The organism is Paenibacillus pectinilyticus (genome assembly GCF_001700435.1).
In the GTDB taxonomy this organism is placed as follows: domain Bacteria; phylum Bacillota; class Bacilli; order Paenibacillales; family NBRC-103111; genus Paenibacillus_E; species Paenibacillus_E pectinilyticus.
The window spans coordinates 46,394-67,110 of sequence record NZ_LYPC01000002.1; the positions used below are offsets into that span (position 1 = coordinate 46,394).

Genomic DNA, 20,717 nt, shown 5'->3' on the forward strand with positions numbered 1-20,717 from the left:
GCAGCCACCCCATAAATAGGAGTAGCTGCTTGTTTATTTCAATCCGTAGACTAGTGGCTGCCTACCAGCGACTTTCCTTGCGAAATCTGGCTTAGCGCCTCGCCAGCTTCCGATTCAAAGCCGCCACGTATCGCTAAATCGCCAATCGCTACAATACCTACAAGCTCACCGTTGTCTATAACGGGCAATCGTCTTATTTGATGACTAGCCATAATTCTAGCAGCCTCATCAACAGACGTATTCGGATCTATGGTCGTCATATTGCGCGTCATGACAGTCTCGACAGCCGTAGACCCCGAGTGTTTTTCCGCGTAGCCGCGAATAACAAGATCTCGGTCTGTTACACCGCCGATGAACTTCTTTCCATCCATAACAGCAACGAAACCAATATTGTGTTCCTTCATTTTCAGCGCAATCTCGAACACGTTATCCAGCAAGGTAACGGTCACGCAGTCTTTACTCATGATGTCCTTCACTTTATGATCGGCCACTCTCATCATCCTCCTTGGTTTTCTACTCTGTGCAACAAATAATTGCTACACTAGCATTCTCCAAAGAAGCGACGGCATTCATGCCATATAATCCAAAGCCATCCCTATTAATAATTTCGCTGCGTTCAGCATGGATCTCTCATCAATATCGAATTTCGGATGGTGATGCGGATAGATAATGCCATTCTCCACATTGCCAGCACCCACAAACATGAAGCAGCCTGGACGTTCTTGCAAATAATAGGAAAAGTCTTCTCCGGCCATAATAAGGGGAGACTCGTGCACGGACTCTGCTCCGAACAACGCTGAACCGACTTTATAGAAACGTTCCGCTTCGCCCGCGTCATTAATCACGGTTGGATACCCAAACTTGTAATTCAGCTCAAATGTTGCCTGTGACATCTCTGCCGTGGCTTCTACGATTCGTTCAATCCGCGCTTTCACATCTTGTCTTAGCTCTGGATTAAACGTACGAACAGTCCCGTTCAGCACACTAGATTCTGCAATGACATTGAAGCTAGATCCGCCATGAAACGAGCCGATACTCACGACACAAGGTTCAACTGGGTCTACTTGCCGGCTGACAATGGACTGCAAATTCACGACCACTTGGGAAGCTACGTACACACTATCAATCGTTTGGTGAGGTAAGCCGCCATGTCCACCTTTACCTTGGATACGGATCGTAAACTCATCTGGCGCCGCCATGAAAGCTCCTGCGCGTGTATACACATGGCCTACCGGGAATGGTGTCCATAAGTGAACGCCGAACACGGCATCGACGCCATCAAGCGCTCCCGCTTTAATCATCGAGTCAGCGCCGCCAGGAGAAATCTCTTCAGCGTGCTGGAACAGAAAGACCAAATTACCTTTCAGCTCCGCTCGATGTTGGCTGGCTACTTTCGCAATTCCGAGCAAGGTGGATGTATGTGCATCATGCCCGCACGCATGCATAATCCCGTCCTTCGTTGATGCATATGCACAACTCTTCTTCTCATCTTGAATAGGGAGCGCGTCCATATCTGCACGAAGGGCAACCGTAGGCCCCTCACCGCCGCCGCGGAGGAATCCGACAACACCATTTCCGCCAACGCCTGTGCGCACTTCAATATCCCAACTTCGCAGGTGATTCGCAACAAATTCTGCTGTCTGATATTCATGATAAGAAAGCTCTGGATTTTGATGTAAATAGCGTCTCCAACCTACCATTTCCTCAAATATAGCTTGGAGATCTTCTTGAAAATGATTCATCTGGCACATCCACCTCCTATTCTCTAACCCTTACATTTCTATAAATTGATGTCTTGGAACCTATTCTATCAAATATTAGACTTCGTTTCATCTTTAAAGTGCCATCAAATATTAGAATTTACACAGGGCAATCGACTTGCAGAACCATAAGAAACATACTATCATGAGAAAAGAATGCATACGTACAATATGGAGGCGTTAGAATTGATTATTGAAGCAACTGGCTTAACAGGTCTCAAAAGTGATTTGGCTCACCTAGACGAAGTAACAACTAAACTTGGTTTTGTTCGCTGGCAGTGGGAATACACACGTGCTACTTACGATTTTAAAATGGAAGATAAAGCAAGTAAGGCTGTTTATTTCTTACGTGTGAATGCCCGTGTAGAAACAGGCAAGCTAGAATCTCCATATGCCGTGCTATACCTCGAAGAAGCATACATAGGTAAAGAAACGTTCCCTCATGGATTAGATTACAACTCCCCAATTCCTGAGAACGTGCTCAAAATCTCCAAACAAAAATTAGATCAACTGCAACAATTATTAGCAGACTAGGCGCGGGATCAGCATGAATCCCCCTCGCAGAGGAACGCCGGATTTTCTGCTGCTCTTATTAACCTTTGTACTGGTCTGCTTTGGTTTGCTCATGGTATTCAGTGCAAGCTCGATGACAAGCGCTTACCGGTGGGGGGATCCTTGGTTTTTTACCAAGAAACAGTTATTCGCGGTTGGAATCGGTACGGTCTTCATGCTCTTCGGCATGAATGTTCACTACACGAAGATCAAGAAGCTCGTTATTCCCGCTTTCTTCTTTATTGTGTTAGGCTTGATCTTCGTTATCTTCACAAGTAAGGCCAATGGTGCGAGCAGCTGGTACTCACTTGGGAAATACGGAATTCAGCCAACTGAGTTTGCTAAATTGATTGTTATTCTCTATTTATCTTCTCTCATCAGCAATAAAGAAGAGAAATTCAGAAGCTTCCGCAAGGGGCTTCTCCCTGCCATCGTCATCGTAGGATTCGTTTGCGGGTTGATCCTGCTCCAGCCTGATTTTGGTTCCTGTATGATACTCGTAGCATGCTCAGCCATTGTCATTGTGGTCGGAGGGTCCAACCTCAAGCATATCTTTTATCTCGGCATCATTCTTGCTGTCGTTGTCGGTATCGGGGTTTTACTCTATTTATTATTAGGGGATACTAGCTCTTATCGGGTCAGCCGATTAACTTCGTTCATGGATCCTTTCGCGGATCCGCAAGGCTCAGGCTTGCAAGTTGTGCAATCCTTGTACGCCTTTGGTCATGGCGGCTTGACAGGCGCAGGATTTGGACAAGGTATTCAGAAGCTGCACTACTTACCAGAGGCACATAATGATTTTATTTTTGCCATTATTGGCGAAGAACTAGGCTTCATTGGCAGCTCCTTGTTCCTGCTCGTTTATCTCCTATTCATTTGGCGGGGTATTCTGATTGCAGTCCGTTGCCCCGACATGTTTGGCATGTTATCCGGCGTAGGGATTATGGTCATGTTCGCCATCCAAGCCTTTATTAATATCGGCGGTGTCACAGGGACCATTCCACTTACGGGCGTAACACTGCCTTTCATCTCGGCAGGCGGTTCATCTATGATGGTTTCCCTAGCCAGTATGGGAATTATTCTCGGTATTTCGCGCGAGCAATCCCATAAAGAAGCCCCATCCAAACAAAAAGCACAGAAAAAAAGACCCTTATCGACTTAATTGTACGTCGATGGGGTCTTTTCTTATTTCACACGCAACTGTTCTTCGGTTTCTTCCTCTGTAAATGCGACACCTTCTACTTTCACATTCACTTCGACTACCGTTAAGCCCGTCATATTTTCAACAGCTTCCCGTACGTTCTCTTGGAGATCTCTGCAGACATCCTGGATACGGGAACCGTATTTAACGATTACTCGCAAATCGATCGCTGCCTCAACTTGTCCAACCTCAACCGAGACGCCGCGTTGCACGTTCTTACCACTCAGGCGCTTAGCCAAGCCCTCTGAGATACCGCCTGACATCCCAGCTATGCCTGCTGTTTCCAAGGCCGCTAGCCCTGCGATTGTCGATACTACATCATCAGAAATACGAATTAAGCCGGTTTGAATGTCTTCGGACATACGGATCACTCCCTAAACTTGGTATAAATCTATTGTAATAAGAACAAATGCGTAAAGCAAGAACTCCCTGTCCATATCCATTTTAATTTACATTAGCATCCAAACTAGGTATATTAAAAGAAGTTAAAAAGTTCCAATATATAGAGTCGGAGGGTTTCCATTGAAAGGAAAATTGTTTTACGTTGGTTTACTGGTTTCATTCATTGCAGCCGGTGTCGCGCATTACATGCATCTGAATGCAACAGCACAATTCATTATCGCATGTGCAGCGATCGTTTTCGTAGCTGGGTTCTTAGGAAAAGCCACAGAAAGTGTGGCTCATTATGCAGGTGAGCGTATGGGCGGCTTCCTCAATGCCACTTTCGGAAATGCAGCCGAGCTCATTATCGCCTTCTTTTTAGTGCGTGATGGCCTCTACGATGTCGTTAAAGCGAGCCTTACAGGTGCCATTATCGGAAACCTGCTTCTCGTTCTTGGACTGAGTATATTTACAGGCGGGCTCAAATTCAAAGAACAATCCTTTAATATCAAGCTCGCCTCCCATAACTCTTCTCTGATGATTCTAGGTGTTGTAGCGCTGTTCATACCTGCGATCTTCGCAGGGGGCTTAACCACCAAGGAAACATCCTCCATGAGTTTGATTGTGGCGATTATTTTAATCATAGCCTATCTTCTCTGGCTGTTCTTCTCCATGGTGACACACAAGAGTGTGCTCTCCGATGAAGCCATCGAACACGGTGAAGCTGCTTGGTCCAAAGGCACCTCCATCCTCTTTCTCTTTGTAGCCACGGTTATGGTTGCCTTTACGAGTGAATGGCTTGTGGGAACGCTGGAAGAAGTCACTCACAAATTCGGGCTCTCTGAACTCTTCGTCGGTGCATTCCTGATCGCGATCATTGGTAATGCAGCAGAGCATAGCGCAGCTGTCATGATGGCTATGAAAAATAAGATGGGAGCAGCGGTTGAAATCGCAGTGGGCAGCTCCTTGCAAATCGCTTTATTCGTAGCTCCGGTGCTGATTATCCTCAGCTTTTTCGTTAGTGGAACGCCGATGAACATTGTTTTCACCAAATATGAAATCGCAGCGATTGGTGTAGCGGTCTTCATTACGAAGTCCATCACACAAGATGGTTCAACGAACTGGTATGAAGGTCTTCTGCTAATGTTCGTTTACGTCATTCTCGGTGTCGTTTTCTTCCTCGTTTAAGTACATACAACCACAACAAAAAAAGTAACCCCTCGGGGTTACTTTTTGTTGTTCAACGCTTCATACAGCTGCGCAAGATTACGTTCAAGCTTATTGAGAATTTGTTTGCCTGGCAATTCGGAGATCAGTCCCGCTCGAATGGCAAAATCAATTTCCCGCGATAGTCCGTACATTTGCGTATCTAATACCTCTTCGTATAGCGGACATTGACGTGTCGTCAAATTCTCCATCTGTACTTCGATCAGCTTTTCGATTTTATCTGCATCTTCTTGGAGAAGATTAAGCGCTTTTTGATTCATGTCTAACAGTAGATCAGATGAAGACATTCCCAACTTCCCCCTATACGCAAAGTCATCCGTCCTTATATGATCTATATTAAGCGAAATTGCCGTAATATACAAGAGAAGGTACCCTCAGAGATTCTGAGAATACCTTCTTCTTCACATAAATCTATTCTTGAACGACATTAACGCCCAAACTGTGCTTCGCGAATACTTCAGCCATAGCCGCTTTAGCTTCTTCTGCATCTGGACCATGAACATGTAAATCATAGTTGCTGGAGCTCAACAACGTCGTGAACAATCCAAGAATACTCTTTACATCGATATACTTATTGTCATATTGAAGAACGATGGATGATCTGAATTTGTTAGCGGTTTGGGAAATCTCAACAATTGCGGCATTATTAGCACTTGGCATATTTCATTCCTCCATTATAGTCGCATCTGAATTGGTCGTCTTGCTCCCTCTATGATAACTTGGAAACGTAATGGAAAGCAACTAGAAAATTTCCTGCATTCTCCATGAAAGCCCTTTATTTCGCCTTCGGCGCAAGCGCTCTCTTTACGCTATTTCCTAGAAACAATAAAACAACTAGGATCCCTAATAATAAAAGCAATCTTCCTTTGTACCGCTGGAAATGAAATAAATCGTGTGCAATCATCGATTCCAGGAATACAATCGGAAATTTGCCCAGAATCGTTCCCCAGAAAAACTGTCTGAATTTCATGCGAGTAAGTCCCGCAGAGAAATTAATCGCCGAAGAAGGCAATATTGGAATCAGACGTCCAATCAATACATATAAGAAGCCATGCTGTTCCATACGTTTACTGAACTGTGTAACTAATGGAAAACGGTCTAATTTCTTTTCGACCCAAGCATGTCCATAATATCGAGCAAAATAAAAAGACGAAATCGCCCCTAAACATGACATCACATAGTTCACAACAAATCCCATTTTAATTCCAAATATAGCAACGTTAGTACCCGCTACAACGACGAACGGAATGAACGGAAAAAACGTTTGGCAGAATATCAAGGCCATTCCAATGACTTTACCAGGCCAACCAATTTCCCTAAGATGCCAAGACAATTGCCGCATATTACTATGTGCGAGCTTAATGCCTACGTGGTTAAAGAAAAAGAAATAAACCAAACCAATGACCATAATGCAAATAAAAATAAGAAGTCCTGTACGTTTACTTTTCAATGCCGACAAAATTCGACCATCCTCCCCTAGACCAAACTCATTGTAACATGTTACAAGAAGTTCAGGAAGAGAAAACTGGTGATCACAATTCTACGATTTCGCTCTCTTCGATCCGACGAAAATCAACCTTCATGCTACCTTCAGTTTTCTCTATTTCTATGACTTTTATGAATAAAAAAAGTACTTGTCCTTAGACAAGCACTCGCGCTTCGTCAACCGACTTGAATCTGATTCCGACCGTTGTGTTTAGCCTGATAGAGCGCCATATCTGCCCGATAGAAAAGGGCTTCCACACTGATCTTATCCTCTTCCCAATTCCAATCTGATACACCACACGAGACGGTGACTTGAGGACTTGTCTCCTCTAAGACACGTCTACGAATACGTTCAGCAATCCGAATGGTCTGCTCTTTGGAGACTTGAGGTAAATAAACGGCAAGCTCCTCACCGCCCCATCTAGCCGCGATATCACTATCTCTAATGCAGGACTTAATAATTTGACTAACCTGAATGAGAACCTTATCACCAATTTGATGACCATACGTATCATTGACTTTCTTAAAATTATCCACATCAACAACAATAAGGGAACCACAGAAGTCTTTTTTCTGCATCAGATTGGCTTGTTCATCCAGATAATGACGTGCATACAGCCCCGTTAAATTGTCGGTAATGACCATCCGCTTGACTTCAGCATGTAGAGAGGCATTCGTCATGGCCAGCCCTATATGGCTTGATAGCACCTGCAAAAGTTTGTAGTTATCATAGGAGAAAAAATTCGGCAATCGATGCACGATTAGGATAACGCCTTCAACATTGCCATTCACGAGGATCGGCGAACCAATCAATGACCGCGAATTCGTTCTTTGCATTAAGCTCGAGTTCACTTTATCATTACTCCAATAATCGGAAATAATAATCGGTTCCTTCGACGTATATATGAGACCAGAAAATCCTTGGTCAAGCGTAACCGTTTCATGAAACATGGCAGGTAAATTCGTCGCCTGGACAATTAATTGATCACTATCCTTGGCGCTTTGCAGAATACAACTGTAATCCGCACCAAAAATACTCAAAATTTCACTAGCGGCTGAATTGAAAATCTCATTTAAACGCAAACTTTGATTAAGTTGTTTGGTGATTTCATTGATCAAACGCAGCTCATTAATCATGAGATTCGATTGTTCATATAATTTGGCATTCTCGAAAGCAGTGCCCGCAGAATCCGCTAGCGACGAGATAAATTGCAGATCGGATTCTTCGATAAGTTCATCGGTAGATTCCATGTAGAGAACACCATATACGCCCTGTTTTCCTGATAAAGGGGCCGCGATGTAACCTACACTGGAGCCGCTTTCGGTGGTTGATGGCTCAAAAATAACTTGACCTTCCATAAATGCCCGTGTGCGAATATCCGATTCTGTTCGTTGAAAATTCAACGGCTTTACGGCTAGATTGGTAGAATCATTATCCTGCGAGAGCAACAAATCTACTCGCATCTTGGGATATACACGACCCATGCAATCAATAACCTCAGTCAAGACAGCATGCACATCGATTTTGGCATGAAGCTTCTTGGAAGCCTCGAATAGGATATCCTGCTTCTTATATGCGATTTCCTTTACTTGGTGAAGATTATCTATTTGCTCTAACTTCCTGCGTTCTTGGGCTAAAAGGATGGAACTTTGAAAAGAAAGTGAAAGACTATATAATAATTGCGCTAATTCTTCCATATTTAAGTGAGATTGGGTAAATAGTCCCAAATAAAATAACGTATTACCTTGACGATCCAAAACTGGTGCAGCTCCCGCGTGAAATGTGGATATTGCTGCAACCTTAAATTGATCACCTGTCAATAACTGTGAATGGCCTTCATTCCTACAGCGAACAAATGGATTGTCACCTAGGACATCAACCGTCCAGGAAACACCTGATTGCAGGAGATCTTCGATCACAGGCGTCTGTTTCCAACAAGATTGGACTACACTCAAGTGCTCATCCAGGCATAACAGCGCCGTTCGTGGCGGAAGCATGTAAGAACCAAATTGCTCATTCCAGTTTTCAAAGGTATCGTGTAAAAAAAGGTTCAATTGTGAACCCTTGTCAGAAAGCTTGTCAGAAAGTATAAATCCTTGCCGAAGAAACACGTCAAAGTGTTCTGCGCGACTATGCTTTTGTATACTGCGAAGTTCACTCATAGGCTCTCCTTCACTTTCTAACAATAGTCCTGAAGTACCAAATTAATTATTAATCTATTCTATCATACTATTTTTTCACGCCCTTTGCACGAATTTTTCCTCTGTTTGCGGCTGAGAGAGACTTGACACTTGCCCTAGTTTTTAATAAAATTAGAAGTCGAGTAACACCATGATTTCGGTGAATGCCATTTGTGATCACCCTCACTGCTTTTGCTCCTGCCAAGACAGCGGCTGAACTACTCTTGACAGGGAATCACATTATGATTCGCTAGCAAAATCGGGCACTTGCTTCACCCTGACATCTAGATGCTATTTACTAAACTAATTGTCATGAGAAGGAGTTTTTCCTAATGTCACGTTATACAGGACCTAAGTTTAAATTAAGCCGTCGTGTTGGTATTTCCTTGAGCGGTAACGGTAAAGACTTGAAACGCCCATTCCCTCCAGGTCAACACGGCCCAGGACAACGCAAGAAAATGAGCGGTTACGGTGTACAATTAAATGAGAAGCAAAAGCTTCGTCATATGTACGGTTTGAACGAAAAACAATTCCGCAACTTGTTCGACAAGGCTTCCAAACTTAAAGGTATCTCCGGTGAGAACTTCATGGTCTTGCTTGAAAGCCGCCTTGACAACTTGGTTTACCGTCTTGGTCTTTCCAACTCCCGTGCAGGCGCACGTCAACTAGTTGCTCACGGTCACGTAACAGTGAACGGCAAAAAAGTTGATATCGCTTCTTACATCGTTTCCACTGGTGATGTGATTTCACTTCGTGAAAGAAGCAAAGGCCTTTCCACTGTGAAAGAAGCTCTTGCTAACCGTAACTACCTTCCAACTTACCTTGAGTTTAACGACGCAAGCGTAGAAGGTAAATACATCCGTTTACCAGAACGTTCCGAGCTTCCACAAGAAATTGACGAAAAACAAATCGTCGAGTTCTACAGCCGTTAATAAAAGCAACCCCCTTAGGGATTTCCCTAAGGGGGTTATTTTGTTCCAATATCGTTTAAGCAAATTGAACGAGGAAGTAGTTCTTTTTGCCGCGGCGAATAATAAGGTAGGAATCGCCTAATCTACCCAATTGATTCGTTGTCGCTTCTAGATCGGTTACCTTAACACCATTCACCGTAACCGCTCCGCTTTCGATGTCTTGTCTAGCCTGACGTTTGGAAGGCGCTGCGCCGACAGAAATCAATAGATCAATAAGGGCTACATCGTCTTCAGCTAATGTCGTCGAAGGCACATCCTTGAAGGCTTCCTCGATTTCTGCGCGTGACAGCGATTGAATATCGCCACTAAATAAGGCAGCAGTAATGTTAAGCGCACTCTCCAAGGCTTCTCCCCCGTGCACTAACTTCGTTACTTCACGAGCTAAGACTTTCTGTGCTTCTCTTTTCCCTGGCTCATTCTGTACTTCCGCTTCGAGACGTTCAATTTCCTCTTGCGATTCAAAAGTGAAATATTTCAAGAAACGAATGACATCATTATCCGCAGTCCCTAACCAGAATTGGTAGAATTGGTATGGGGATGTTTTGTTCGCATCCAACCAAATCGCTCCGCCTTCTGTTTTGCCGAACTTCTGACCATCACTCTTCGTTACCAACGGTAACGTTACCCCAAATGCACGACGATCCGTCGATTTGCCAATCAACTCAAGACCTGCTGTAATATTCCCCCATTGATCACTTCCACCAATTTGCACGGAGCAGTACTTCATCTCATTTAGCTTCAAGAAATCGTACGATTGTAAAATCATGTAACTGAATTCCGTGAACGATATCCCTTTCGTGATACGAGAATCCACAGAATCTTTGGCCAACATGTAGTTAACTGTAAAGTTTTTACCTACATCACGTAGAAACTCGATGACATTCAGGGAACCTAACCAGTCGTAATTGTTGACTAGCTCAGCACCATTCTCAATCTCAGTTGAGAAATCAAGGAAACGGGATAATTGGTTTTTAATACTTTGGGACCATGCTTCCACAACCTCAGGCCCGTTCAATGTTCGCTCATTCGCTTTGCCGCTCGGATCACCGATTAACCCAGTTCCACCGCCAACTAAAGCCAATGGAATATGACCAGCTAACTGAAAGCGTCTCAAGGTTAAAATAGGCAGTAAACTGCCGATATGCAAGCTGTCTGCCGTCGGATCAAAGCCGCAATAAAGGACCACGCGCTCTTCATTCAGTTTTTTATCCAAACCTTCTCTGTCCGTAATCTGATGCAGCAACCCGCGAAACTCTAAATCCTTCAAAATATCCATGTTCATCAACATCTCCTATCCAAATTAGGTCATAAAATGAGTGAAATGCAGCTACAGAGCCCCACTTTGCGCAGGTGTATGTCTTTTTTTACATACAAAAAAGCCTTCTTATCCACAAAGGGACGAGAAGACTTGACTCGCGGTACCACCCTAATTAAAACAGCCGTTACGTACATCTATAACCAACGTTATAGACACGGCGTGCTATTTTCACTCAAGAACCTATAACGGGGTTTACTCGGCAAACACTACTTGTGCAGGCAATTCCTGCAGGTTCCCATTCGCTGCTCAAGACCGTAATTCACTAACCTGCAGGTACCGGTTCGCACCCTCCACCGGCTCTCTGAAAGCATCCACAAGCTACCTACTGCTGATCCATCTACGCATTTGTAAAAGTTATAACACAGGTTTTGGCTGCTTGTCAAACCAATATGACCAGCATTCTCCATACAGCATTACCGCAAAAGGTGCAAATATGGTATACTATTAGGGTTCATGTAAGGAGGATATTGGAACTTATGCGCAATTTTTTCGCGAAATGGAATCGACCTTGGGTTATAACCACACTCAAAGTAACAGGGATTACCTTAAAATGGGCTATCATCTGCGCCTTTCTGGCTGGCCTTCTTGGCGGATCCGCTGCATTCGGATATGTAAGTGCACTTGTCAAGAAAGATCCAGTCCGCAGCGAAGAATCGATTCGCCAACAAATGCAAGAAAATGCGATTACAGGTTTCGCTTACTTCAATGATGATTCTGTCATCGGACAATTACGTACGGAGGAAGATCGACGTCTTGCAAAGCTGGACGACATTCCTCAAGTTTTGTTAGATGCTGTACTCTCCATTGAGGACAAAGACTTCTACAACCATCGCGGCATCGATTTCCGCGGACTTTACCGTGCGGTCACTCAGAAGCTTCTTAATGAGGATGTCCAAACCGGTGGTAGTACCATTACCCAACAGCTCGCTAGACGTGTATTCCTTACGTTAGATCGGGATGATGGACGTAAAGCAAGAGAATTACTGCTTGCACTGCGAATGGAACGCATTATGTCGAAAGATGAAATTCTGCTAGCTTACTTAAACAAAATCCCCTACGGAAATGGCTCAACAGGCTACAATCTATATGGGATTAAAGCAGCAGCTAAAGGCATCTTCAACATCGACGATTTAAACAAGTTGAACATCGCACAAGCAGCGTATTTAGCTGGTCTACCACAATCGCCATCGCAGTACTCCGCCTTTACAAGTAAGCCTTCTTTCGATGAAGACGGCTACAAGAAAGCGGTAACGCGACAGCAGCTTGTTCTGAAGCGAATGCTCGAAGAAGACAAGATAACGAACGATCAGTATCAAGATGCGCTCAAATTTGATTTGAAAGCATCGATGCCTGCAGCAGCTCAAAAGGCCTACACAACCTATCCGTATTTGATGATCGAGACGGAGCAGGAAGCCGCAGAAATCTTACTTAAAATTCAAAGACCTGAACTAGATCCGAAAACGAATCAAGCCGCTTACAATGACGCGCTCAAAAACATACATACACAAATGCTTCGCGGCGGTTACCAAATCTACACCACGATTGACAAAACGATTTATGACTCGATGCACGAAATTTCGAGCAATGCAAAGAATTTTGCCCCAACGGATGAGAAAAAAGGCGGCATCGAGCAAGTGGGCGCGATCATGATCGATTCCAAATCAGGTGCGATTAAAGGCATGATAGAAGGCCGCGACTTTTTCGATGAGCAGCTCAATCATGCAACGCAAGCTTACAGGCAACCAGGTTCCACAATGAAACCAATTGCCGCCTACATTCCTGCATTAGAAAAAGGTGTCTTGCAGCCTGCCAGTATTGTAGATGACATTCCCATTATCCTCAAAGACGGGGTAAAAGGCTTCCATCTTCCAGAAAACTGGGATCATAAGTTTCACGGCTTAATGACTGCCCGCAAAGCTTTGAATCAATCCTATAACATTCCTGCCATTGATATCTTCCTCAACAAAGTTGGGATCAATCAGGCTTGGGATTTTGCTAAGAAGCTGGGTATTACCTCTCTAACCAAAGAAGACAATACGGCGCAGACAGGTGTTATCGGTGGTTTAAGCAAAGGTACCTCTGTGAAAGAACTTACTGGAGCCTATGCTTCCATCCCGAATAATGGCGTCTTTAATGAAACATTCCTAATCCGTGAAATTAAAGATTCCAACGGCAAGACGATTTATACACATGAACAGAAGCCACAAACGGTGTACTCGCCGCAAACCGCTTACTTGATAACGGATATGATGAAAACCGTCATCAGTCAAGGTACGGCGACAGATCTCATGACCAAATTCAAATCGTATGGCAAAATCGATATATCTGGTAAGACGGGCTCCACGCAAGATGATGCGGATGCTTGGTTCATGGGCTTTACCCCTGATGTCACGGTAGGCGTATGGATTGGTTATGATCAACCGATTAACAAATTGTCAGCAGCAACCAAACAAACACACCATGCCAAAGATATTTGGGCACTCATCATGAACAAAACGATCGAACAAAAGCCAGAGCTGTTCCCGAACAAAAAGTTCACAAAGCCTGATGGTATCGTTTCTGCAACGGTATCCAGCTTATCCGGCATGCTGCCGAGCGAATTAACAACAAGCTCGGATAATCTGGTGACAGATGTTTTCAACAAAAAATATTTACCTACGGAAACGGATAATGTCATGGTGAAGATGAAAATTTCTTCATTAAACGGATTGAACTATATGGCACAAGACAGCACCCCTGCTGACTTCGTCCAAGAAAAAGTTGTGATCAAACGGCAAAAATCCATCACTCAGTTATTAAAAGAAATTGATGACGTCATGCAGAAGCTGCCTGAGAAAAGTAGAAAGCCGGTTGATTTCTACAAACCAGCTGATTACGATGTAGACGCGCCTTCAGAGATCGATCCTCGGGTTGATGATGGTAAGGTGCCACCTGCACCGAACAACGTCGTCACGGTCAAAACAGGCGACACTGCAACGATCACGTTCCAACCCGACACGGAATCGGATATCGTAGGTTATCGTCTTTATCGGTCGGATAACCATGGCAAGTTCCAGCTCATGGGTGGTAAAGTGGTTCTTGCAGGAGCTGAAGCGAAATTCGTTGATCCTCTTCAAACAGCGGGTCTGACAGGTTATTACGTAACTGCTGTTGATGTTGCGGGCAAAGAATCGGTGCCTAGTCGATCCTCTTATACGGATGGCAGCACACTAGATTCCTTGTTAATTCCTGGGGTGGACAGCAATGGGAATCCTTTGCCGAACACCACTCTCCCTCCATCGGGAGGAGAGCCAACAACAGGACCGGGGACAGGAACATCAGGTACGAACAACGGTAAACCAATCTCCAAAGATGCACCAGCTGCACCTACAGGTATTAAAGCGAAGACGGATGAGGCTTCCCTCGTACTTACTTGGAAAGCCAATGATGCCAAAGACAAGGTCAAACAGTATGTGGTCTACTTTAGCGATAAAGAAAAGGGAACGTACACGAAACTAGGCACCGTTGACAATGGCACAGAGTATCACTACTATGCAGCCGCCTACAATGGTTTTTACAAAATTACAGCCATTAATGATGCCGGTGAGTCTAAATTCTCAGCCACTATTGCTTTTAATCATTAGCATGTATGAAGGAAGAACCCAGCAGGATCCTAGGATCCGCTGGGTTCTTTTGCAAATGAAAGAAGCTTTCCCCACATCCCGAAAGATGCAGAGAAAGCTTCTGTAATAGGAATTAATCTTCAATTGTAGAAAGATCGCCTGTTGGCAGGTTAAGCTCCCATGCTTTCAATACACGACGCATGATTTTACCGCTGCGTGTTTTGGGTAACTTGTCCTTAAATTCGATTTCCCGTGGTGCAGCATGGGCAGAAAGCCCTTCTTTGACGAACTTCGAAATTTCAGCTTTCAGTTCATCTGAAGCGACAAAGCCTTCGCGCAAAGCGATAAATGCTTTGATGATCTCGCCACGCATCGGATCAGGTTTACCAATAACCCCTGCTTCAGCAACAGCTGGATGCTCAACAAGCTTACTTTCAACTTCGAAAGGACCGACTCGCTCACCCGCTGTGTTGATAACGTCATCTACACGGCCTTGGAACCAGAAATAGCCATCTTCATCCTGATAAGCGGAGTCACCAGATACATACCAACCTGTCAAACGGAAATACTCTTCGTATTTAGAAGGATTGTTCCAAATTTTGCGCATCATGGATGGCCAAGGAGTCTTGATAGCAAGGTTCCCCATGCGATTCGGAGGCAGTACATTCCCTGCATCATCAATGATAGCCGCATCCACGCCCGGAATTGGGCGACCCATGGAGCCTGGCTTGATCGTCATGGACGGGTAATTACAAATTAATTGCCCACCTGTCTCCGTCATCCACCACGTATCATGAATACGTTGATTGTATACCTTCATGCCCCAACGTACGACTTCGGGATTCAAAGGCTCCCCAACGCTCAATACGTGGCGAAGTGCAGACAAATCATACGCTGCCGAAACATCGTCTCCCGCACCCATCAACATACGGAATGCCGTTGGTGCACTGTACCATACCGTTACTTTATATTTCTGAAGGGTGTTGTACCAGTCCTGTGGACTAAAGCGTCCGCCACGGATGACATTCGTCGCACCGTTAAGCCATGGAGCGAAGATTCCGTATGACGTTCCCGTTACCCAACCTGGATCGGCTGTACACCAATAGATATCATCTTCTTTAAGATCCAAAACAATTTGCCCCGTGTAATAGTGCTGAAGCATGGCATTTTGAACATGGAAAACACCCTTTGGCTTCCCAGTTGAGCCAGAGGTATAATGAATAATTAAACCATCTTCACGATCTAACCATTCGATTTCAAGCTCGGTTGATGCGTTCGCCATTTCTTTGTGGTAATCAACTTGTCCTTCTCCAAGCTCAATGTTCTCTCCAACGAGAATAACATGCTTCAGATGCGGCAATTCGCTGTAAGGTACACGTGAAAGCTGACTAGGCGTCGTGATAATCGCAACAGCCTCGCTATCAGCCAAACGGTCCCGTACGGCCGTTTCCATGAAAGCTTCAAAAAGCGGTCCAACAACTGCGCCTACTTTGAGGGAACCTAGTAAAGAATAATACAATTCAGGCGTACGTGGCATGAAAATGAAAACGCGCTCACCTTTGCCAATGCCTAGTCCTCTAAGGACATTACCGAATTGGTTCGATCTCTCTTTCATTTGTCCAAATGTAATTGCTTCGTCACGCGTACTATCGCTGTAATACAAAGCAATTTTGTCTTTCTTCGCGCCTTCTGCATGACGGTCAATGGCTTCATAAGCCATGTTTACTTTGCCTGTTTCATACCAGGAAAAGTTTTTCTCAATGTCTGTCCAATCAAATGTCGCATGTGTTTGTTCGTAATTTTCCATGTTAGGATTAAGGGATACTGATTCAATGAGTTCATCTTTCATTTGATCCATAAACGTAAAACCCTCCTCACGAGATAAACCGCTTTCACTTTACTGAAGTATTCGAGCAAAATGTGATCGATTTTTGACATATTCTATTATAACACAATACAAATTATTCGCCTATGATTAAGTTTTGCTATGATTTCCAGATGAAATTTGGTATATAAATACTATGAATCCTAGTGAAGGAAACGCTTATCATGTTGTTTTTTAGAAGGAGAGCCAAGGTTATGCAGCATATCAAAATTTATCACTCACACAGCTTGCGCACTGCTCCCGACCAACCCGAAATTATCATTGAGGGTCCTGTTGCACCTGAAAAATTACAAGAACTCACGATGCACTCGAAGCTCGATGCCTTTCGCAGACCCAAAGAACAACTCGAAGCATTGATCGAAATTGCGGGTTTACCCGAAGGCCGAATTATTCTGGCACGGGACGGTTCGACCATTGTAGGTTATGTGACTTTCCATTATGCGGACGAAATTGAGCGATGGTCACAAGGCAATATGAAGGATCTGATTGAGCTTGGCGCCATCGAGGTTGCAGACGATTACAGAGCCATTGGTTTAGGCAAAAAAATGATTCAGCTTGCTTTTGAAGGTGAACAAATGGAAAATGTCATTTGCTTCACAACGGAATACTATTGGCATTGGGATTTGGAATCCAGCAAATTAACGGTATGGGAATACCGACAAATGATGGAAAAGCTCATGAAAAGCGTCGATATGATCTGGTTCGCAACGGATGATCCTGAGATTTGCTCACATCCGGCGAACTGTCTCATGGTGAGAATTGGCAAACATGTGCCGATCTCTTCCATTGAGCAATTCGATCGCGTACGTTTTCAACAGCGGTTTATGTATTAGCTCTGGGAGAAAAAAAGTCATGGCAAATCTTCAAACGAAATTGTAAGCCAATTCGGGGGAATTTGGAAAATGAACATGAAGTTAACGCAACCTGTGTTTATATATGACGATGAAGAAATTCATTACAAATTCAATGATGACCATCCATTCAATCAAGACCGTCTCATCATGACGGTTGATTTGCTGCGCAAATCCGGCGCACTCCCGGACAGCGTTCTGCTCACGGCCAGCGCTGCGACAGAGGCAGACCTGCTGCGGGTGCATGCCCCTGCTTATATCGAGGCAGTTAAGGCGCTTAGCGCGCCTGTACCCGACGAACGATGGGTCCGTGAGGCCGCTCGCTTCGGGCTCGACACGGACGACACCCCCTACTTCCCTGGGATGCACGACATCACAGCTAAGGTTGTAGGCGGCTCCATCCTTGCCACAGAGCTCGTCATGTCCGGCAGAGCCCCGCACGCCTTACATTTGGGCGGAGGCCTGCATCACGCCCTCCAGAGCAAAGGCGCAGGCTTCTGCGTCTACAACGACGCATCGGCAGCGATTGCGTACGCCAAGGAAGCCTACGGCGCCAAGGTGCTGTACATTGACACGGACGTCCACCACGGGGACGGCGTGCAATGGAGCTTCTATGCCGATCCGCAGGTCGGCACGCTCTCGATTCACGAGACGGGGAAATATTTATTCCCCGGCACAGGGGCTGTGAATGAACGCGGAGAAGGCGACGCGTTCGGTACAAGCGTGAACATCCCGGTGGAGCCCTACACCGAGGATGACTCCTGGCTGGAATGCTTCAGCGAGGTGTTAACCGAGCTGATCGCCCGCTTCCAGCCGGACGTCATTATCTCGCAGCATGGGTGCGACGCCCATGCCTTCGACCCGCTCGCGCATGTGCATTGCTCCATGCGCGTGTACAAGGCTATGCCCGAGCTTATCCATCGACTTGCGCACCAATGGTGCGAAGGTCGGTGGGTCGCGCTCGGGGGCGGCGGGTACGACATCTGGCGTGTCGTACCGCGGGCTTGGAGCCTGCTCTGGCTCGTTATGAGCGAGCAGGCCCTTCCTGGTCAGCTGGAGGCGGAGCCCCAGCTGAGGCTGCCCCAGGCGTGGCTGGACGCCTGGCAGGGCAAGAGCCCCGTCCCACTCGTGGAGACGTGGCTGGATCCTGTGGAATCGTGGGTGCCGATTCCACGGCGCCAAGCGATTGCCGAGAAGAACCGGCATACGAAGGAACTGGCGATGATGTATTTGAAATAAAAAGAAGCTCAGAGTTCGCCACGTCGGGCATACTCTGAGCTTCTTCTTTTCAGAAGAAAGGTACAGTGCTCTTCTTTCTATAAATGCTTAACCATATCTTCCACCATTTTATACGAATTCTCCGACGCAATGACGGTGAACTCCGCGAAATTCACATGCGCAGAACCATCCGCTTTATCGGACATGGAACGTAAGACGACATACGGAATGGCATTCATCGCACACACCTGAGCAACCGAAGAACCTTCCATCTCGACACAAACACCGTTAAGTTCTTGATGAAGACTTGCCACAACCTCACGGCTAGCAATAAACTGGTCACCAGATAGCACTCTGCCCATCTTCACCTTCCCGGCGAATAATTTCTCTCCAGATGCTGCGGCTAATTCCACAAGCTTAGGATCAGCTTTATAAACCGAATTATCTGCATAGGGGATAACACCGCGCGGGAAGCCAAGTGCAGTGACATCCATATCATGCTGTACGCATTCTGTGGAAATAACAAGGTCCCCTATTTGAAGTTCAGGATCAAGCGCCCCAGCTACACCTGTGAAGATAACAGCCTCCACACCAAACTGATCGATCAAAATCTGCGTCGTAACCGCTGCATTCACTTTCCCTACACCTGTCCGACACACAACGACATCCTTGCCAAAATACGTCCCTTCACGGAACGTAATCCCTGCTTTCACAGTTTCACGTACATCTGTCATATGAGCAACCAGCAGCTCAATCTCTTCGTTCATCGCGCCAATAAGGGCAATTTTGTTCCACGTCATGTTTCATTTCCTCACTTTCGATGTTGATTACATGAGAAAACCTCCACCGCGCTAATTCCACAAAGGAATAACGCGACTAGAGGTTTATTGATCATTCCTTGCAATTTATGCTTTCACAGAATGCCGGTTAATGATTTCGTGCGGTAAAATCACTTGCATATTATCCGTTGATTCTTTGTTCATCAATTTCGTCAGTAGTCTCATGGACACCGCACCAATATCATACATCGGTTGAGCAACTGTTGTTAATGTTGGTCTTACCATGGATGCCATACGGATGTTGTCCACGCTGATCACTGCAATGTCTTCTGGAACACGAAGACCATTATCTTGAATCGTATGAATAGCGCCAATTGCCATTTCATCCGTAGCCGAGAAAATTGCAGTCGGTTTCGGTGAAAGTTCCAAGAAATAGTTGACCGCATCTACACTGGACTCGTAACGGTAGTTCCCGATGCGTACGTACTCATCACGTAAAGGAATACCTGCTGTCTCCAGCGCACGCTTGTAACCTTGGTATCTAGCGAACCCGTTTGCAGGGTCTTGCAAGGTTCCAGAGATCATAGCAATATCACGATGCCCTGCTTCGATTAGAACGTTAACAGCATCGAAAGCAGCCTTCTCATGATCGATATCGACGGAAGCCATCGCTTGGTTCTCATCCTTCGTACCACAAAGGACAACAGGAACGGAAGAAGTGCGGAATGCTTGAATATGCTCTTCTGTTACAACTCCACCCATAAAGAGCAGTCCATCCACTTGTTTCTCAAGCAACGTATTAATAACACGAATTTCTTTTTCTTTCTTCTTGTCTGCATTACACAAAATAATGTTGTAATGATACATGTTTGCAATATCCTCAATGCCACGTGCAACTTCAGCAAAGATGGAGTTCGAAATATCAGGAATAACTACGCCGACAGTTGTCGTCTTCTTACTTGCCAAACCTCTTGCTACCGCATTAGGACGGTAACCTAATCGTTCAATGGCTTCAAAAACCTTCTTACGGGTTTGCGGCTTCACGTTCGGGTTGTTGTTAACAACACGAGAAACGGTTGCCATGGAAACGCCAGCTTCTCTCGCTACATCATAAATGGTTACGGTCACGGTTACTCTCTCCATTTTCACAAGTATTCTGCGAACCTAGTAGTTTATTATCGTTATGATACGACAAATTAAACCATCTTGCAATGCAAAATGAAAATGCTTTGAAAATAATTTTCATTTTGTTTTCAAAAGGGTCACAAAAAACAATAAAAGCCAACCCTGAAAGGATTGGCCACCC

The 20,717-nt window shown here is 45.1% G+C and carries 18 protein-coding genes and 1 other annotated feature; of the genes, 7 read left to right on the forward strand and 11 right to left on the reverse strand.

Features of this window, described 5'->3' with window-relative positions; genetic code table 11:
* Positions 1-50 precede the first annotated feature (50 nt).
* Together A8709_RS00455 and A8709_RS00460 are read right to left on the reverse strand one after the other, a co-directional pair.
* The gene (locus tag A8709_RS00455; RefSeq protein ID WP_084224580.1) at positions 51-500 is read right to left on the reverse strand and encodes a CBS domain-containing protein; all 450 of its coding nucleotides are present in this window, start codon (positions 498-500) and stop codon (positions 51-53) included.
* A gap of 69 nt (positions 501-569) precedes the next feature.
* A complete protein-coding gene (locus A8709_RS00460) occupies positions 570-1,742 on the reverse strand; it encodes a M20 family metallopeptidase (protein ID WP_065850257.1) in 1,173 nt (390 codons plus the stop codon).
* A 204-nt stretch (positions 1,743-1,946) separates the two neighbouring features.
* On the opposite strand from A8709_RS00460, the gene A8709_RS00465 reads away from it, so the two are divergent.
* Positions 1,947-2,294, forward strand: coding sequence for a YugN family protein (locus A8709_RS00465; RefSeq protein ID WP_028558180.1), 348 nt, complete (start codon positions 1,947-1,949; stop codon positions 2,292-2,294).
* 13 nt (positions 2,295-2,307) lie between these two features.
* On the forward strand, positions 2,308-3,474 hold the full coding sequence (gene ftsW / locus A8709_RS00470) for a putative lipid II flippase FtsW (protein WP_065850258.1): 1,167 nt from the start codon (positions 2,308-2,310) through the stop codon (positions 3,472-3,474).
* Positions 3,475-3,497: 23 nt separating this feature from the next.
* Here ftsW and A8709_RS00475 read toward each other — a convergent pair whose 3' ends face one another.
* Positions 3,498-3,875, reverse strand: coding sequence for an Asp23/Gls24 family envelope stress response protein (locus A8709_RS00475; protein ID WP_065850259.1), 378 nt, complete (start codon positions 3,873-3,875; stop codon positions 3,498-3,500).
* A gap of 160 nt (positions 3,876-4,035) precedes the next feature.
* On the opposite strand from A8709_RS00475, the gene cax reads away from it, so the two are divergent.
* Entirely contained in the window at positions 4,036-5,082 is a 1,047-nt protein-coding gene (gene cax, locus A8709_RS00480) for a calcium/proton exchanger (RefSeq protein ID WP_065850260.1), read from the forward strand.
* 38 nt (positions 5,083-5,120) lie between these two features.
* Here cax and A8709_RS00485 read toward each other — a convergent pair whose 3' ends face one another.
* From A8709_RS00485 to A8709_RS00500, 4 genes are all read right to left on the reverse strand, one after another.
* A complete protein-coding gene (locus tag A8709_RS00485; RefSeq protein WP_056612445.1) occupies positions 5,121-5,408 on the reverse strand; it encodes an Fpa/YlaN family protein in 288 nt (95 codons plus the stop codon).
* A gap of 124 nt (positions 5,409-5,532) precedes the next feature.
* A complete protein-coding gene (locus tag A8709_RS00490) occupies positions 5,533-5,781 on the reverse strand; it encodes an HPr family phosphocarrier protein (RefSeq protein WP_065850261.1) in 249 nt (82 codons plus the stop codon).
* 115 nt (positions 5,782-5,896) lie between these two features.
* Positions 5,897-6,580, reverse strand: a complete 684-nt coding sequence (locus A8709_RS00495; RefSeq protein WP_244163058.1) for a TVP38/TMEM64 family protein — start codon at positions 6,578-6,580, stop codon at positions 5,897-5,899.
* Between the two features lie 203 nt (positions 6,581-6,783).
* The gene (locus tag A8709_RS00500) at positions 6,784-8,769 is read right to left on the reverse strand and encodes a diguanylate cyclase (RefSeq protein ID WP_065850262.1); all 1,986 of its coding nucleotides are present in this window, start codon (positions 8,767-8,769) and stop codon (positions 6,784-6,786) included.
* Between the two features lie 350 nt (positions 8,770-9,119).
* Between A8709_RS00500 and rpsD the strand changes: the two genes are divergently transcribed.
* On the forward strand, positions 9,120-9,719 hold the full coding sequence (gene rpsD / locus A8709_RS00505) for a 30S ribosomal protein S4 (RefSeq protein WP_065850263.1): 600 nt from the start codon (positions 9,120-9,122) through the stop codon (positions 9,717-9,719).
* A gap of 55 nt (positions 9,720-9,774) precedes the next feature.
* On the opposite strand, the gene tyrS is transcribed toward rpsD, so the two are convergent.
* On the reverse strand, positions 9,775-11,034 hold the full coding sequence (tyrS, locus tag A8709_RS00510) for a tyrosine--tRNA ligase (protein ID WP_065850464.1): 1,260 nt from the start codon (positions 11,032-11,034) through the stop codon (positions 9,775-9,777).
* Positions 11,035-11,149: 115 nt separating this feature from the next.
* Positions 11,150-11,425: a binding site (T-box leader), on the reverse strand.
* Positions 11,426-11,552: 127 nt separating this feature from the next.
* Between tyrS and A8709_RS00515 the strand changes: the two genes are divergently transcribed.
* Positions 11,553-14,699, forward strand: a complete 3,147-nt coding sequence (locus A8709_RS00515; RefSeq protein WP_065850264.1) for a transglycosylase domain-containing protein — start codon at positions 11,553-11,555, stop codon at positions 14,697-14,699.
* Positions 14,700-14,811: 112 nt separating this feature from the next.
* Here the strand turns inward: A8709_RS00515 and acsA are convergent, their stop codons facing one another.
* The gene (gene acsA / locus A8709_RS00520; RefSeq protein ID WP_065850265.1) at positions 14,812-16,536 is read right to left on the reverse strand and encodes an acetate--CoA ligase; all 1,725 of its coding nucleotides are present in this window, start codon (positions 16,534-16,536) and stop codon (positions 14,812-14,814) included.
* A gap of 221 nt (positions 16,537-16,757) precedes the next feature.
* On the opposite strand from acsA, the gene A8709_RS00525 reads away from it, so the two are divergent.
* Entirely contained in the window at positions 16,758-17,396 is a 639-nt protein-coding gene (locus tag A8709_RS00525) for a GNAT family N-acetyltransferase (protein WP_065850266.1), read from the forward strand.
* A gap of 69 nt (positions 17,397-17,465) precedes the next feature.
* On the forward strand, positions 17,466-18,653 hold the full coding sequence (locus tag A8709_RS00530; RefSeq protein WP_425262300.1) for an acetoin utilization protein AcuC: 1,188 nt from the start codon (positions 17,466-17,468) through the stop codon (positions 18,651-18,653).
* Between the two features lie 77 nt (positions 18,654-18,730).
* Here the strand turns inward: A8709_RS00530 and A8709_RS00535 are convergent, their stop codons facing one another.
* Both A8709_RS00535 and ccpA read right to left on the reverse strand, forming a co-directional pair.
* Positions 18,731-19,432: a 5'-methylthioadenosine/adenosylhomocysteine nucleosidase gene (locus tag A8709_RS00535; RefSeq protein ID WP_065850267.1), complete on the reverse strand. Its 702-nt coding sequence runs from the start codon at positions 19,430-19,432 to the stop codon at positions 18,731-18,733.
* A 105-nt stretch (positions 19,433-19,537) separates the two neighbouring features.
* Positions 19,538-20,539, reverse strand: a complete 1,002-nt coding sequence (gene ccpA, locus A8709_RS00540; RefSeq protein WP_065850268.1) for a catabolite control protein A — start codon at positions 20,537-20,539, stop codon at positions 19,538-19,540.
* Between the last annotated feature and the right edge of the window lie 178 nt (positions 20,540-20,717).